Annotated in this window: 15 protein-coding genes; 10 read left to right on the forward strand and 5 right to left on the reverse strand. The window is 71.6% G+C overall.

Features of this window, described 5'->3' with window-relative positions:
* The first annotated feature begins 78 nt into the window (after positions 1-78).
* Together ACFYY1_RS08060 and hutH are read left to right on the forward strand one after the other, a co-directional pair.
* A complete protein-coding gene (locus ACFYY1_RS08060; protein ID WP_388582332.1) occupies positions 79-1,248 on the forward strand; it encodes a diguanylate cyclase domain-containing protein in 1,170 nt (389 codons plus the stop codon).
* A 120-nt stretch (positions 1,249-1,368) separates the two neighbouring features.
* Complete coding sequence (hutH, locus tag ACFYY1_RS08065; protein WP_388582335.1) at positions 1,369-2,919, forward strand: histidine ammonia-lyase; 1,551 nt, start codon at positions 1,369-1,371, stop codon at positions 2,917-2,919.
* 42 nt (positions 2,920-2,961) lie between these two features.
* On the opposite strand, the gene ACFYY1_RS08070 is transcribed toward hutH, so the two are convergent.
* Positions 2,962-3,252, reverse strand: coding sequence for a hypothetical protein (locus tag ACFYY1_RS08070; RefSeq protein WP_388582338.1), 291 nt, complete (start codon positions 3,250-3,252; stop codon positions 2,962-2,964).
* A gap of 107 nt (positions 3,253-3,359) precedes the next feature.
* Here ACFYY1_RS08070 and ACFYY1_RS08075 point away from each other — a divergent pair, with 107 nt between their 5' ends.
* From ACFYY1_RS08075 to ACFYY1_RS08095, 5 genes are all read left to right on the forward strand, one after another.
* Positions 3,360-3,755, forward strand: a complete 396-nt coding sequence (locus ACFYY1_RS08075; RefSeq protein WP_388582341.1) for a hypothetical protein — start codon at positions 3,360-3,362, stop codon at positions 3,753-3,755.
* A gap of 279 nt (positions 3,756-4,034) precedes the next feature.
* Positions 4,035-5,300, forward strand: a complete 1,266-nt coding sequence (locus ACFYY1_RS08080) for an Ig-like domain-containing protein (protein ID WP_388582344.1) — start codon at positions 4,035-4,037, stop codon at positions 5,298-5,300.
* Positions 5,301-5,468: 168 nt separating this feature from the next.
* Positions 5,469-6,935, forward strand: a complete 1,467-nt coding sequence (locus tag ACFYY1_RS08085; RefSeq protein WP_388582347.1) for an ABC transporter permease — start codon at positions 5,469-5,471, stop codon at positions 6,933-6,935.
* 45 nt (positions 6,936-6,980) lie between these two features.
* A complete protein-coding gene (locus tag ACFYY1_RS08090; protein ID WP_388582350.1) occupies positions 6,981-7,664 on the forward strand; it encodes an ABC transporter ATP-binding protein in 684 nt (227 codons plus the stop codon).
* Between the two features lie 127 nt (positions 7,665-7,791).
* A complete protein-coding gene (locus ACFYY1_RS08095; RefSeq protein WP_388582353.1) occupies positions 7,792-8,304 on the forward strand; it encodes a hypothetical protein in 513 nt (170 codons plus the stop codon).
* Between the two features lie 24 nt (positions 8,305-8,328).
* Here ACFYY1_RS08095 and ACFYY1_RS08100 read toward each other — a convergent pair whose 3' ends face one another.
* A complete protein-coding gene (locus tag ACFYY1_RS08100; protein ID WP_388583449.1) occupies positions 8,329-9,897 on the reverse strand; it encodes a hypothetical protein in 1,569 nt (522 codons plus the stop codon).
* Between the two features lie 365 nt (positions 9,898-10,262).
* On the opposite strand from ACFYY1_RS08100, the gene ACFYY1_RS08105 reads away from it, so the two are divergent.
* Together ACFYY1_RS08105 and gdhA are read left to right on the forward strand one after the other, a co-directional pair.
* Positions 10,263-10,430: a hypothetical protein gene (locus ACFYY1_RS08105; RefSeq protein ID WP_376632536.1), complete on the forward strand. Its 168-nt coding sequence runs from the start codon at positions 10,263-10,265 to the stop codon at positions 10,428-10,430.
* Positions 10,431-10,637: 207 nt separating this feature from the next.
* On the forward strand, positions 10,638-12,011 hold the full coding sequence (gene gdhA / locus ACFYY1_RS08110) for an NADP-specific glutamate dehydrogenase (RefSeq protein ID WP_388582357.1): 1,374 nt from the start codon (positions 10,638-10,640) through the stop codon (positions 12,009-12,011).
* 120 nt (positions 12,012-12,131) lie between these two features.
* Here gdhA and ACFYY1_RS08115 read toward each other — a convergent pair whose 3' ends face one another.
* Positions 12,132-12,791, reverse strand: a complete 660-nt coding sequence (locus tag ACFYY1_RS08115) for an NADPH-dependent F420 reductase (protein ID WP_388582359.1) — start codon at positions 12,789-12,791, stop codon at positions 12,132-12,134.
* Positions 12,792-12,866: 75 nt separating this feature from the next.
* Here ACFYY1_RS08115 and ACFYY1_RS08120 point away from each other — a divergent pair, with 75 nt between their 5' ends.
* Positions 12,867-13,217, forward strand: a complete 351-nt coding sequence (locus ACFYY1_RS08120) for a winged helix-turn-helix transcriptional regulator (protein ID WP_388582361.1) — start codon at positions 12,867-12,869, stop codon at positions 13,215-13,217.
* Between the two features lie 35 nt (positions 13,218-13,252).
* On the opposite strand, the gene ACFYY1_RS08125 is transcribed toward ACFYY1_RS08120, so the two are convergent.
* Positions 13,253-13,657 (reverse strand): YrdB family protein, encoded by a 405-nt coding sequence (locus tag ACFYY1_RS08125; RefSeq protein ID WP_388582363.1) that lies wholly within the window; start codon positions 13,655-13,657, stop codon positions 13,253-13,255.
* 161 nt (positions 13,658-13,818) lie between these two features.
* A complete protein-coding gene (locus ACFYY1_RS08130; protein WP_388582366.1) occupies positions 13,819-14,940 on the reverse strand; it encodes an IPT/TIG domain-containing protein in 1,122 nt (373 codons plus the stop codon).
* Positions 14,941-15,008: the final 68 nt, after the last annotated feature.

Genomic DNA, 15,008 nt, shown 5'->3' on the forward strand with positions numbered 1-15,008 from the left:
TAATCGGATAGACACGCAGTGCGGGTGATCGGCATCCGAAACTGATCAAATCACCACAAAACTACATAAGCTGTAGCGATGGGTGGTGATGATGCACGGCTGCGGGCCGTGGTTTCGCTTGCGCAGACGATGGCGGCGGCACACACCCCGCGGGGGTCGTGGCGAGCGGCTGCGCTGGGGGCGTGCGAGGCGCTGGGCGGCAGCTTCGCCGCGCTCTCCGTGTGGGAGCGGGGGCGCGGGCAGCTGCGCGTGCTGGTGAACGCGGGCGAACGGGCCGAGGGGGAGGAGGAGTTCCCCGAGGCGGAGACCTATCCGGTGCACCAGTTCCCGGAGATCACCGAGTTCCTGCACGAACGGTGGGCCGGGGGCGGTGAGCCGGACGCCTGGGTGGAGACCGCCGACGGTGCGGCGGACGCGGACGCGGACGCGGCCGCCGGGTTGCGGGAGTACGGGAGCGGGTACGGCCGGGAGCGGGTGGCCGCGCTGCGCCGGCGCGGTCGCGGCTGCTGCGTGGTCGCGCCGATCGTGCTGCACGGGCGGGCCTGGGGCGAGCTGTACGTGGCCCGCCCGGTGGGGGCGCCGGTGTTCGGGCGGGAGGACGCGGACTTCGCGACCGTGCTCGCCGCGGTCGTCGCCGCGGGGATCTCCCAGGCCGAACGGCTCGAAGAGGTCCGCAAGCTCGCCTTCACCGACCCGCTCACCGGTCTGGCCAACCGCCGCGCCGTCGACGTGCGGCTCGACGAGGCGGTGGAGCGGCACCGGGCGGACGGGGCGGTGGTCAGCCTCGTCGTCTGCGACCTCAACGGGCTGAAGCAGGTCAACGACACCCATGGCCACGCGGTCGGCGATCGCCTGCTGGAACGTTTCGGCTCGGTGCTGTCCCGCTGCGGCGCCATGCTGCCCGGCGCGCTCGCGGCCCGGCTCGGCGGTGACGAGTTCTGTCTGCTCACGCTGGGCCCGGAGGTCGACGACGTGGTCCGGGTGGCCGCCGAACTCTGCGAACGGGCGGCCGAGTTGGAGCTCGGGGACGGGGTGGCGTGCGGGATCGCGTCGACCGGTGACCCGATCGGCCCGGTGGTGTCGGCACGGCGGCTGTTCCGGCTGGCGGACGCGGCCCAGTACCGGGCGAAGGCGGCCCGGTCGGTCAAGCCGGTGGTGGCGGGTCGGGACGGCGAGGTGCTCCGGCTGGCCGACGCGCCGCCCAGGTCCCCGCACGACCGCCGCCACCTGCGCGGCAGCCGGCCCTGAGCGCCGTACCGGCCGGTAAGGGCTCGACCACGCCACCACCGGCGACACGAACCACGCCACCACCGGCGACATGAAGGGATTCAATCCGTACGTTTTTGAATGATCCGTACGCTTTTGAGTATGGATACGCACACAGTGGTGGTGGGGACATCCGGTACCACCGCTCAGGACGTCATCGCCGTGGCCCGCGGCAACGCCCGCGTCGAGCTCTCCGCAGCCGCCGTCGACGCGCTCGCCGCCGCCCGCGAGATCGTGGACGCGCTCGCCGCCGGGCCCGAGCCGGTCTACGGCGTCTCCACCGGATTCGGGGCGCTGGCCAGCCGGCACATCAGCAAGGACCTCCGCGCCCAGCTCCAGCGCAACATCGTCCGCTCGCACGCCGCCGGCATGGGCCCGCGCGTCGAGCGCGAGGTGGTCCGCGCGCTGATGTTCCTGCGGCTGAAGACGGTCGCCTCCGGGCACACCGGCGTACGCCCCGAGGTCGCGCGGACCATCGCCGACGTCCTCAACGCGGGCATCACGCCCGTCGTCCACGAGTACGGCTCGCTCGGCTGCTCCGGCGACCTGGCCCCGCTCTCCCACTGCGCCCTGACGCTGATGGGCGAGGGTGACGCGGAGGGCCCCGACGGCACCGTGCGCCCCGCCGGCGAACTGCTCGCCGCCCACGGCATCACCCCGGTCGAGCTGCGCGAGAAGGAGGGCCTCGCCCTCCTCAACGGCACCGACGGCATGCTCGGGATGCTCGTCATGGCCCTGGCCGACCTGAAGGCCCTCTACACCTGTGCCGACATCACCGCCGCGCTCTCCCTGGAGGCGCTGCTCGGCACCGACAAGGTGCTCGCCCCGGAGCTGCACGCCATCCGCCCGCACCCCGGCCAGGGCGTCAGCGCCGACAACATGCTGCGGGTCCTCGCCGGGTCCGGCCTCACCGGCCATCATCAGGACGACGCGCCCCGTGTGCAGGACGCCTACTCGGTGCGCTGCGCCCCGCAGGTCAACGGCGCGGGACGGGACACCCTCGACCACGCCGGGAACGTCGCGGCCCGCGAGCTGGCCTCCGCCGTGGACAACCCCGTCGTGCTGTCCGACGGCCGGGTCGAGTCCAACGGCAACTTCCACGGCGCCCCCGTCGCGTACGTACTCGACTTCCTGGCGATCGTCGCGGCCGACCTCGGCTCCATCACCGAGCGCCGCACCGACCGGCTGCTGGACAAGAACCGCTCGCACGGGCTGCCGCCGTTCCTCGCCGACGACGCCGGAGTGGACTCGGGCCTGATGATCGCCCAGTACACCCAGGCCGCCCTGGTCAGCGAGATGAAGCGGCTCGCCGTGCCCGCCTCGGCCGACTCGATCCCGTCCTCCGCGATGCAGGAGGACCACGTCTCCATGGGCTGGTCGGCCGCGCGCAAGCTCCGTGCCTCCGTGGACAGCCTCGCCCGGATCGTCGCCGTGGAGCTGTACGCGGCGACCCGCGCCATCGAACTGCGCGCCGCCGGGGGCCTCACCCCCGCGCCCGCCTCGCGGGCCGTCATCGAGGCGCTGCGCGCCGCGGGCGTCCAGGGCCCGGGACCGGACCGCTTCCTGTCCCCGGACCTGGCCGCGGCGGACGCGTTCGTACGCTCGGGGAAGCTGGTCGCGGCGGTCGAGCCGGTGACCGGACCGCTGCACTGAGGTCTCTCGTTCGGATCGTGCCGGGCCCGCGTGCCCCGATCGTCAGACGGGCCGGGTCCCGGTGCGGCGCGCCGAGTGGGAGACGAACGCCGCGCCGATGCCCAGGAACGCCACGCCGCCGATCAGATACGGGGTGGTGTCGATGCCGGTCCCGGTGTCGGCCAGCCGCGGACCGGCCGCGGTGTCCCCGGCGGAGGTGGTGGCCGGTCCGCTCCGGTTGCCCGACGGTGCGGCCGGCCCGTCCGTCGCGTTGGCGGACGGTACGAACCAGAGGGCGGCCAGCAGTATGCCCGCGGCGGTGGCGGTCAGGAGCGGGCGGCGAGCGACGACCATGGAATCGATCCCCTTGTCACGGCCGTGAGTTGGTCATGTGTGCCGATGCTAGTGAAAGCAGCGGGTCGCGGGAAAGCCGGGAGCGCGGGGAGCTTACGCTCCGGCACATGAGCACTTCTGAGACATCACGGTTTGTTCGGCTTCGAGTTGAAATGGTGCTGGAGGTCACCGACCCCGCCGCCCTCAGCGGTACCGCTTTGGAGTCGATCGCCGCCGAGTACGGGGAGCCGGGCGGCGAGTCCGCCGAGGAACGCATGCACGCCGAGGCCGCCGTACGGGAGGACGGCGCGGAGGCCCTCGCCTCCCTCATCGACCCGTTCGACCTGGTCAGCGAGGTACCCGGGGTCGAGCTCGCACAGGCGTCCTGGAGCAGCGAGACCGTCGACTACGACCCCGACGACCCGGACGCCTGGGACCTCGACGACGAGGACGGCGAGGAGGGCGTCGTATGGGACGAGGAGGACGGCGCGGGCAGGGGTGGCGGCGTCCCGCACAATGGGTGAGGACGACGACGGTCACGTCGCCGCGAGCGGCGGGACCAGCAGCTGGTGAACACCGGCCCCGGACCGTTTTCGTACGCGGTCCGGGGCCGTGTCGTTCGCCGGTCGCCCCTGCGGGGCCGGCGTCGGGAACCACCGCAGCCGCGGACGCGTCGATGAGTGTTGTTCCCCACATCTTTCGTGGATGTGGAACGGAGGACCCCTTCCATGGGTTCTAGGAACATTGACGGGTTCCGCCGGTCGACGGCGGCTCCGCTCGGGGTTTTTGGGGATTCGGCAACGATGGAGAAGCGTGTGATGACGGACAGCAAGCGGCGCAGGGGCCTGATGGCCGCGTCCGCACTGCTCGGCGGCGTTCTGGTGCTCACCGCCTGCAACGACGGCGACACGGGCAGCAGCGCCGAGAGCTCGAAGAAGTCGCAGGCGTCCGAGGTCGACAAGGCCGCGGCGCAGGACGCCTCGGAAGCGCAGATAGCGATCTCTCCGAAGAACGGCGCGACCAACGCGAGCATCAACAACGACGCCAAGGTCACCGTCACCAAGGGCACGCTGTCCGAGGTCACCATGACCACCGCGGCCGGGGACGCCGTCAAGGGCACGCTCTCCGCCGACGGCAAGAGCTGGAAGCCCGACGTCCAGCTGGAGCGCTCGACCACGTACAAGATCAGCGCTACGGCGAAGGACTCCAAGGGCCGCGAGGCGCACGAGAACTCCTCCTTCACCACCGTCTCGCCCGCCAACAGCTTCATCGGGAACTTCACCCCCGAGGACGGTTCCACCGTCGGCGTCGGCATGCCGGTCTCGATCAACTTCAACAAGGCGATCACGGACAAGAAGGCCGTCCAGGCCGGTATCACCGTGACGTCCAGCAGCGGCCAGGAAGTCGTCGGCCACTGGTTCAACTCGCAGCGTCTCGACCTGCGTCCGGAGAACTACTGGCAGGGCGGCTCCACCGTCACGCTGAAGCTGGCGCTGGACGGGGTCGAGGGCGCGGACGGCGTCTTCGGCGTCCAGCAGAAGACGGTCACCTTCAAGGTCGGCCGCAACCAGGTCTCGACCGTCGACGCCAAGACGAAGACGATGACCGTCACCCAGGACGGCAAGACGATCAAGACCATCCCGATCTCTTCCGGCTCCGCCGAGAACCCCACGTACAACGGGCAGATGGTGATCTCCGAGAAGTTCAAGGAGACCCGGATGAACGGTGCGACGGTCGGCTTCACCGACGACGACGGCAAGGGCGAGTACGACATCAAGGACGTGCCGCACGCCATGCGGCTGTCCACCTCGGGCACCTTCATCCACGGCAACTACTGGGGCGCGCGGTCGATCTTCGGCAGCGCCAACACCAGCCACGGCTGCGTCGGCCTCGCCGACGTGAAGGGCGCGGGCGACGCCAACCAGCCCGCCGCCTGGTTCTACAACAACTCGCTCATCGGCGACGTGGTCATCGTCAAGAACTCCCCGGACAAGACCATCACCCCCGACAACGGCCTCAACGGCTGGAACATGAGCTGGGCGGAGTGGACGGCGGGCTCCCAGGCCTGACCCGAGCCACGCGCCCGTCCCCGGCGCGGCCCGAACCCCGTACCCAGGCGGCGGCACCCGGATCCCCTCGGATCCGCGGTGCCGCCGCCTGCGGCGTTCGTAGGACTTCTCATCACGCTCTCATGGTGGCCTTATCCCGCCATCACAAGCGCTCCATAACGTCGCGCCATGTTCTTCACCTACCTCCGGCGCGAGCTGCGCCGCCGCAGAAAGGCGGCGTTGGTCGTCGCCTCGGGGCTCGCGCTGGGCATCGCGCTGGTCATCGTCGTCAGCTCGGTCTCCACCGGCATGAGCCGGGCCCAGGACAAGGTCCTGGAATCGCTGTACGGCCTCGGCACGGACATGACGGTCACCAAGGCCGCCGCCGCACCCGGATCGGGCAGCGGACGCCCGAAGTTCGAGTTCGACGCCAAGGGCGACGACGACGCGACGCAGAGCAGCGACCGGGTCATGATCCAGGGCTTCCAGACGCTGGCCTCGTCGACCGTCACCGAGATCGGCGGCCAGAACGGTGTCGCCGGCGCCGTCGGCGGACTCGGCCTCAACGTGATGAAGGTCGACGGCCAGTTCAAGCGCGGTGAGTTCAAGCAGGACGAGAGCGCGGGCCAGGGCGGCCAGGGCGGCTTCGGCGGTCCGGGCGGCAACGGCCAGCCGCAGGGCGAGGTCAGGGGCGGCGGCGCCTCCTTCGACGTCAACTCCTACACGGTGTACGGCACCGACGTCACCGAGCAGGGAATCGGCCCGCTGACCTCCTCGAAGATCACCAAGGGGCGTACGTTCAAGACCTCCGAGACGGACGCGAAGGTGGCCGTCGTCGACTCCGCGTACGCCAAGGAGAAGAAGCTCGACGTCGGCAGGACCGTGACCATCCACGGGACGAAGTTCTCCGTGGTCGGGGTCTCGACCGCCGACAGCGGTGACGCGGCCGCCAACCTCTACATCCCGCTCAAGCAGGCGCAGACCCTCTCCGACTCGAAGGACAAGGTCACCACGGTCTATGTGAAGGCCGCGGACTCGCAGCAGATCGACCAGGTCAAGTCCGCCATCCAGAAGAACATCTCCGGCACGACCGTCACCACCTCCGCCGATCTCGCCGACACCGTCTCCGGTTCGCTCTCCACCGCCTCCGACCTGGCCTCGGGCGTCGGCAAGTGGCTCTCGATCGTGGTGCTGGCCGCCGCGTTCCTGGTGGCCGGACTGCTCACCTCCGCGGCGGTCAGCCGCCGGGTGCGGGAGTTCGGCACGCTCAAGGCGCTCGGCTGGAAGAGCGGCCGGGTCACCCGCCAGGTCGTCGGCGAGGCCCTCGTCAACGGGCTGCTGGGCGGCGTACTCGGCATCGGCATCGGCCTGGCCGGCGCGTACGCCGTCACCGCGATCAGCCCCACGCTCACCGCACAGCTCGGCTCGTCCGGCGGCGGAATGGGCGGTGGCATGGGCGGTGGCCGGTTCATGGGCGGACCGGGCAGGGACGCCGCGTCCAAGACCCTCGACATCGCGCTGACCGCACCCGTCTCGCTCTCCGTCATCCTGACCGCCGTCGCGCTGGCCGTGGCGGGCGGGCTGATCGCGGGCGGCTTCGGCGGCTGGCGGGCCTCCCGGCTGCGTCCGGCCGACGCCCTGCGACGCGTCGAATAGCCCGCCCCGCGCCCCACACCCCTCAGTCCCAGCAGGAGTTGACCCATGTACACGCTCAGAGACGTCACCAAGCGCTACACGCGCGGAAAGTCCACCGTCAACGCACTCGCCGGTGTCGATCTGACCATCGAGGACGGTGGCCGGCTGGTCATCCAGGGCCCCACCGGCGGCGGCAAGTCCACACTGCTGCAGATGCTCGGCGGCCTGGACCGCCCCACGAGCGGCAGCGTCGAACTCGACGGCGTAGACCTCGCGAAGCTCGGCGAGGCCAAGCTCACCAAGGTGCGCGCCGAGAACATCGGCTTCGTCTTCCAGAGCTTCAACCTCATCCCGACGCTCACCGCCCAGGAGAACGTCGAGACCGCGCTCGTACCGCTCGGCGGCCGGGCGGCCGAGCGCCGGAAGCGGGCCGCCGAGGCACTGGAGTCCGTCGGACTCGGTGAGCGGCTCGGGCATCTGCCCGGCGAGATGTCCGGCGGCCAGCAGCAGCGGGTGGCGATCGCCCGTGCCCTGGTCAAGCGGCCGAAGGTGCTGCTCGCCGACGAGCCCACCGGCAACCTCGACGAGTCGATGCGGGACGAGGTCATGGAGGTGCTGGAGACCATGTGGAAGGAGCACGGCCTGACCTTCGTCATGGTCACGCACGACAGCGCCATCGCCCGGCGGGCGCCCAGGCTCGCGACCATCCGCAAGGGGAAGGTCACCATCACGGAGAACGCGGCGGCCTGACCCGGTACGGGACTTGAGGAGGAGGGGGCGGGCCGGGCGGGGCCGGGCGGGCAGTCACCGTGCGCCCGGGAACCGCGGGTCACACCGCGCGCCACGCTGCCTGGCGGCCCCCACTAGTCTCGCTGCCATGACCACCGCCATCACCGCCATGATCACCGCAGTCGTCGGGGTGCTCGGCACCCTCCTCGCCCCGGTGTTCGCGCAGCGGCTGACCGCACGCCAGCGCACCGAGGAGACCCGACTGGCGGACGAACGGCGGAAGTTCGAGGAGCGGCGCACCCAGTACACGGCCATGAACCGGGCCTCCCGGCAGTTCCACACCCTCCTCAAGGACGCCCTGCACCGCATCCGCGACGGCGTTTATACGGAGCAGGAACGCAACCAGCTCGAAGAGGCCCGCCTCGACCACCGCGACCGCTACGCGGAGGCCCAGATGATCGTCCCCGAACGGATACTGCAGGCCTCCCGCGACCTCAACCAGGTGCTCGCCGGCGGTGACGCGGTCGTCAAGCGCCTGGACCGGGGCGTCGCCCACGACGGCGAGAACGTCGAACAGGCCCTGGAGGACCTGAAGTCGGCCGACCCCCGCCTCGACGCGATGTGGCGGCTGATGCGCCAGGACCTGGGCGTCACCGACTGAACCCCGCCGGAGCGCCCCTGCCCGTCAGCACGACCCGAACGGCCACAGCCGGTACGGCGAATCGAGCCGGTACTCCCCGCCCCGCTCCACCGTCAGCCGCGTCCACTCGCCGTCCCGCCGCAGGCACCCGCCGCCGTCCGCCCGCAGCCACGGCGAGTAGGCGATCCGTACCGTCACCGACCCGGCGGCGGGCATCCGCACCACCAGTGAGGCGTCGTCCCCGCGTACGGCGGCGCCCGGTGCGGAGACCAGCGGTACGGGCCCGCGCACCCGGTAGATCCGCCACCCGGCGTCCTGCCACACCGGCTCCAGCCAGTCGGCGCCGCGCCGGACGATCTCCGCCTCCGCCTCGGCGGGCCCGTCCGGCCTGCCGCTGTGCAGCACGACCAGGCCCACGCCCCACCGGTCCAGCCAGGCCCGGTACGTCGCCGGGGTCGGCGTCCCCGAGTAGAACAGCCGCCCGCGCTCCACGTCGAGCTGCCGGTTCCAGCCGCGCGCCATGTTCACGTACGGGGCGAGCACCGTCGCCTCGCGGTGGTTGCGGGCCGGCACGACCTCCACCCGCGTCCGCCCGGCGCCCAGCCGGCGCAGCTCGGCGACCACGCCGTCGGGGTGCGCCGCCCAGCCGGGCACGGAGCCGGAGACCCGCAGGTCGTCATCGGTCTTGCCGGCCAGCCAGGCCGTGTTGTACGCCAGCATCCCGGCCAGCAGCACGGCCGCGCCGCACCGCGCCCACCAGGGGCCCCCGGGGCCCCTGGGGTCTTCCGTCCGGACGGCCGCCAGCGCCGCCAGCAGCACGGGCGGACCGGCCAGCCCCACCAGCCGCTCCACGTTCGTCCCGATGGGCGAGGCGATCAGGAAGGTCAGCACGACGCCGACCGCGTACACCGCGCCCGCGAACCGGACCACCCGCCAGCCGCCCTCGCGCGGCGCCGCGAGCCACAGCGCCGCGCAGACCGCCAACGGCATCCACAGCTTGCCCGCCGCCATCGGCTGCTCACCCGTGAACGGGAAGACCAGTGTCGTCGCGGCCACCACCACGAGCGGCGGTACGGCGAGCCCGGCCGCCCGCCGCCACCGCCGGTCCAGCCCGTACGCCGCGCCCGCCACCACCAGGAACAGCCCCGCCACCGGACTCGCCGCCGTGGCCAGCGCCGCGCAGCCCGCCGCAGGGCCCGTGCGGCGGCGCCGTACGCACACCAGCGCGACCAGCCCGATCGCGACGCCCAGCGCGAACGTGGTGCGCCCGGACGCGACATTGCACCAGAGCGCCAGCGAACCCAGCACCGCGACCGCCCCCGGCCACCGCACCCCGCTCCGTACACAGAGCCGCCCCAGCGCCCACGACCCGGACAGCCCGGCGGCGACGGTCACCGTCCGCACCCCGAACGCCGCCATGAGCGGCGGCGTCAGCAGGCTGTAGTTGGCGGGGTGCGTCCCTCCGTACCAGGAGAGGTTGTACGCGGACCCCGGATGCCGGGAGGCGAAGCCGGCCCAGGCGAGCTGCGCGGCCAGATCACCGCCGCCGGTGGCCAGCACCAGCGCCCACAGCAGGTACAGCGGCACGACGACGAGCACCGCGATCCCCGGCACCCACCACAGCGCGGGATCCCCGGCCGCACCGGGCAAGGCCCGCCCGGGTTCCCGCCCGGTTTCCCGCCCGGTTTCCCGCCCGACCTTCCGCCCGGCCTTCCGGTCGCTTTCCTTCTCGCGCGGCCCGGTGCTCTCGGTGATCCCCACGCGGCAAACCCTAATAAAACAATCCGGACCGGGACGCGGCCTCCGCGTTCCCCGACCCCTCGTGGTGTAGCCGGCTACACCATGAAGCCGGGGGGCCGGCCCCTCGTGGCGACCGCCTCCCGCCAACAGAATGGAGACATCACCCGGCCGCACGACATCACCCGGCCACTCACCCGCCCGGCATCACCCCGGCCACCACCACCCACACGGAGGAACCCATGAAGGCACTGCTCTGGCTCGTGCTCTGCGCCGCCCTCGCCGCGAACCTCGCGCTCAACCTGATGGAGAACAACGCCCTCCACATCGTGCTGAGCGTGGTCTCGGGGCTGGTCGTCATCGCGTCCGGAGCGGGGCTGTGGATGCTGCGACGCGAGGCGCGGGCGTAGGGAACGTCCCCCTTGCCCGGGTCCCCTTGAAAGAACCACCGGGGAGACTGGGACAATGGGTGGGCCACAACGGTTCTGTACGTCGCTTTCGTGAGCCGCATAGCGTGCGAAGTCTGGGCGACGCCCTCAATGGCGAGGGGGACCGCCGACGCGCCCGGACGGGGGGCGTTTTCGCGCGCATGCCCACCGACGGAAGGTCTTGACCTGATGCAGGCCACCCCTGATTCCGTAACCCCGCACGAGAGCAGCATCATCGAGCCGCTGTACGCCGAGATCCTCCGGCGCAACCAGGGCGAGAAGGAATTCCACCAGGCGGTACGGGAGGTCCTGGAGACCCTCGGCCCGGTCCTCGCGAAGCGACCGGAGTTCGTGGACGCCAGGATCATCGAGCGCGTCTGCGAGCCCGAGCGCCAGCTCATCTTCCGGGTGCCGTGGTCGGACGACTCCGGCGACATCCACGTCAACCGCGGCTTCCGGGTCGAGTTCAGCAGCTCGCTGGGTCCGTACAAGGGCGGGCTGCGCTTCCACCCCTCGGTCAACCTCGGCATCGTGAAATTCCTCGGCTTCGAGCAGATCTTCAAGAACGCGCTCACCGGCATGCCCATCGGCGGCGGCAAGGGCGGCGCGGACTTCGACCCCAAGGGCCGTTCCGACGCCGAGATCATGCGGTTCTGCCAGTCGTTCATGACCGAACTCCACCGCCACCTCGGTGAGTACACCGATGTCCCCGCCGGTGACATCGGCGTCGGCGGACGCGAGATCGGCTACCTGTTCGGCCAGTACAAGCGGATCACCAACCGTTACGAGTCCGGCGTGCTCACCGGAAAGGGCCTCGGCTGGGGCGGCGCCCAGGCGCGCACCGAGGCGACCGGCTACGGCTGTGTCATGTTCACCGCCGAGATGCTGCGCAGCCGGGGCGAGTCCCTCGACGGCCAGCGCATCGTCGTCTCCGGCTCGGGCAACGTCGCGATCTACGCGATCGAGAAGGCCCAGCAGCTCGGCGCGACCGTGGTGACCTGCTCCGACTCCACCGGCTACGTCGTGGACGAGAAGGGCATCGACCTCGCCCTCCTCAAGGAGATCAAGGAGGCCGGCCGGGGCCGCGTCTCCGAGTACGCGGAACGCCGCGGCGAGCACGTCAAGTACGTCCCCGGCACCGGTGTCTGGAACGTCCCCTGCGACGTGGCCCTGCCCTGCGCCACCCAGAACGAGCTCCACGAGGCCGACGCGGTGGCCCTGGTGCGCAACGGCGTGAAGGCGGTCGCCGAGGGCGCCAACATGCCCACCACACCGGAGGCCGTACGCGTCCTCCAGGAGGCCGGCGTGGCCTTCGCCCCCGGCAAGGCCGCCAATGCGGGCGGCGTGGCCACCAGCGCCCTGGAGATGCAGCAGAACGCATCCCGCGACTCCTGGACCTTCTCCCACACCGAGGAGCGCCTCGCGGAGATCATGCGCCACATCCACGACTCCTGCTACACCACCGCGGAGCGCTACGGCAGCCCCGGCAACTACGTGGTCGGCGCCAACATCGCCGGCTTCGAACTGGTCGCGGACGCGATGCTGGCCCAGGGCCTGATCTGATCCGGCACCCCTGACACGTGACCGTGGCCCGGCAGCTCCGCACGGAGCAGCCGGGCCACGGCCGTGCGGGGCAGCCGGCAGCAGGCGGCAGCCGGCCGGGCCGACACGGCCAGGACGGGGCTACTGCTGCTCGGCCCCCGGCCCCGTCGCGTAGGCCAGGGGCGGCGCGATCGCCCGTACGTCCGCCTGCTCCTGCACCCACAGTCCGATGTACAGCGCCGCGGTCGCCTCCAGCAGTCCGGCGCGTTCCAGCCCGCCGGCGGCCACCGGTACGCAGCCCGCGTCCCGCACCAGCCCGTGCACCAGCGCGACCGCCGCCTCGTCGCCCCCGCAGACCGGGACCGCGAGCGGCTGACCGTCGAAGACCGGCGGGTTCATCCGCCACACGTCCTCGTGACAGAGGTTGAACGCCTTGACGACCCGCGCACCCGGTGCGGCGGCGGCGAGCCGCCCCGCCGCCGAGGGGCCGCCCCCGGTCAGCAGCCGGAAGCCGGGCCCGACCGGATTGGCGCAGTCGAGCAGGACCTTCCCGTCCAGCGCCGCCCGGATCTCCCCGACGACGTCCGCCCCCGCGCCGTACGGCAGCGCGGCCAGGACCACCTCGCCGAACTCCGCCGCCGCGCGCAGACTCCCGTACCCCGCACCGCCGCCGATGCGCGCCGCGAGCCGCTGGGCCTTTTGGCCGTCCCGTCCTCCGACGAACACCTCGTGCCCGGCCCGCCCCCAGTGCGTGGCCAGCGCATCCGCCATGTTCCCCGTTCCCAGCACACCGATCTTCATCGATCCGTCCCCTTCCGGCTCGCTCCAACCAATTCCGGGACGACACTAGGAAACCCGTCAGGCACCATTTGGTACGTGACGACCGACGCCTACCTCGCCGACTGCCGCGCCCGCCTCGCCTTCGACCTGCTCTCCAACACCTGGAACGCCGTGGTGATCTGGGTCCTGCGGGACGGCCCCGCCCGCCCCGGCGAACTCCGCGAGCGCATCGGCGGCATCAGCCCCAAGGTCTTGACCGAGACGCTGCGGCGGCTGGAGTTCAACGGCCTGGTGGAACGCCACGCCTACGCCGAGTCGCCACCCCGCGTCGAGTACGAACTGACCGCTCTGGGCCGGACCTTGCTCGGCCCGATCGAAGCATTCGGCGCCTGGGCCTTCGAGCACGGCGACGAGGTCATGGCCGCCCAGGACCGAAACGGCGCCTGAACTCCGCCGCCCCGGCCCCGGACACCACGGTCACCTCAGCCGGCCGCGGCACCGTTCAGCCGCCGCCGGAAGGTCTCCGCCACCCCCGTGTTCACGACCACCACCACCCCGAAGAACACCGCGGCCACCGAATGCCCCACGGCATGCACTGCGTACACACCACCACCGAGCACCACCGCCTTGACCAGCAGAACCCCCGCGAGCGGCGGTCGGAAACGGGCACGAGGCGCGGCGAACATCCCCCAGACCAGAGCGGCGGCAGCGGGCGCCCCGATCCCCAGCAGCAACCGGGCAGCCACACCCTTCCCGGTGACGAAACCCCACCAGGCCAGAGCGGCCAGTGCCGCCACCTCGACGACGAACGCCAGCAGTTCATTGGCCATGAACCAGGCCGGACCGGCCGGGGTGGCAGGAGTGCCGTGGCCTTCGTTCGTAGTCAACGGGAACTCCTCTTCGTACGGGGGTCGACCGGGGTGGCCGGACCCCGCAGTCCAGCAAGGAGGCGAAGATCCTGTCAACGCCGACGGCGGGCTGCCGAGCTGAGCCGGATCGAACCCTGAGCCGGCCTGGGGCGGGAATGTCCGCCGAGCCGCCCGACCGCTCAGACGGCGGGTGAGCCGACTCGGGTGTAGGGAACGCCGATGCTGGTGCCACCCGGGGTGACGACCCTGACGGTGACCGCGCCCAGCACGCCGGGCGGCGCCGTGGTCGTCAACTGGGTGTCGGAGACCACGGTGAAGCCGGCGGGCACGCTCCCGAACAGCACCGCGGTGGCATAGGTCAGTCCGGAGCCGGTGACGGTCACGGTGTTCCCGCCTGCCGGCGGTCCCTGGTCGGGTACCAGACCGGCGATCACCGGGACGCCCAGATACAGGTAGGTGACGGCGTTGCTCGTGCCGCCGGGCGTGGTGATGCTGACCGGTACGGTGCCGCTGACACCGGGCGGCACCGTCGCTCTGATCTCCGTGGCCGAGACAATGGCGGAGGGGGCGGCCGCCGTCGGGCCGAAGCGAACCGTACTGGCCTGGAGGAGATTCGCCCCGGTCAACGTCACGGCGTTGTTACCGCTCACCTGACCGGCGCCGGGGGTGACGCTGTTGAGGACCGGTGCGCCGAGGTAGTAGTAGGAGACGGCTTGAGTGCTGGTACCGCCGGGCGTGGTGACCGTGACGGCGACCGGTCCGGGGCCGCCGGTGGGGACCACCGCGGTCAGCTGGGTCGCCGAGACGAAGGTGAACGAAATTGCCGCGTTCACGCCGAAACGAACAGAGGTCGTACCGGTGAAGCCGGTTCCGGACAGGGTGACGGTGTTCTGGCCCGCGAGCGGTCCCTGGGCAGGAGCCACACTGTTCAGAACCGGAGCGGCGACATACGTGTAGGAGATACCGGCGCTGGTGCCGCCCGCGGTGGTGATCGTGACACTCAGCGGGCCGGCGGGTGCGGCGGGGGCGATCGCGGTGACCTGCGCGTCGGAGACGGTGATGAACGCGGCGGCCGTGGTGCCGAAGCGGACCGAGGTGGCGCCGGTGAGGCCGGTCCCGGTCAGCGTGACCGTGTTCCTGCCCTCGACCGGCCCCTGGGTGGGGGTGAGGGAGCTGATCGTGGGCGCCGCGACCGCTGCGGCGGCTGCCGGGAATTGACTGCTGCTCGTCGTGATCGCGTGGGCCGCCGCAGCCGTCGACGGCTGCGCGGCGTGGGGCATTGAGCCTGCGGAGTGCTCCACTGCCGTTCTCCTGTCGGGTGGTGTGATCGGGGTGTTGTGGACAGGACGTCATGGACGGGGGGTGTTGT

It is taken from the genome of Streptomyces sp. NPDC001890 (assembly GCF_042891445.1).
Lineage (GTDB): Bacteria > Actinomycetota > Actinomycetes > Streptomycetales > Streptomycetaceae > Streptomyces.

Bases quoted from the DNA above. Each gene is read 5' to 3' on its own strand.
- ACFYY1_RS08060 (WP_388582332.1), top strand. From the start codon at position 79: ATGGGTGGTGATGATGCACGGCTGCGGGCCGTGGTTTCGCTTGCGCAG.
- hutH (WP_388582335.1), top strand. From the start codon at position 1,369: ATGGATACGCACACAGTGGTGGTGGGGACATCCGGTACCACCGCTCAG.
- ACFYY1_RS08070 (WP_388582338.1), bottom strand. From the start codon at position 3,252: ATGGTCGTCGCTCGCCGCCCGCTCCTGACCGCCACCGCCGCGGGCATA.
- ACFYY1_RS08075 (WP_388582341.1), top strand. From the start codon at position 3,360: ATGAGCACTTCTGAGACATCACGGTTTGTTCGGCTTCGAGTTGAAATG.
- ACFYY1_RS08080 (WP_388582344.1), top strand. From the start codon at position 4,035: ATGGAGAAGCGTGTGATGACGGACAGCAAGCGGCGCAGGGGCCTGATG.
- ACFYY1_RS08085 (WP_388582347.1), top strand. From the start codon at position 5,469: ATGTTCTTCACCTACCTCCGGCGCGAGCTGCGCCGCCGCAGAAAGGCG.
- ACFYY1_RS08090 (WP_388582350.1), top strand. From the start codon at position 6,981: ATGTACACGCTCAGAGACGTCACCAAGCGCTACACGCGCGGAAAGTCC.
- ACFYY1_RS08095 (WP_388582353.1), top strand. From the start codon at position 7,792: ATGACCACCGCCATCACCGCCATGATCACCGCAGTCGTCGGGGTGCTC.
- ACFYY1_RS08105 (WP_376632536.1), top strand. From the start codon at position 10,263: ATGAAGGCACTGCTCTGGCTCGTGCTCTGCGCCGCCCTCGCCGCGAAC.
- gdhA (WP_388582357.1), top strand. From the start codon at position 10,638: ATGCAGGCCACCCCTGATTCCGTAACCCCGCACGAGAGCAGCATCATC.
- ACFYY1_RS08115 (WP_388582359.1), bottom strand. From the start codon at position 12,791: ATGAAGATCGGTGTGCTGGGAACGGGGAACATGGCGGATGCGCTGGCC.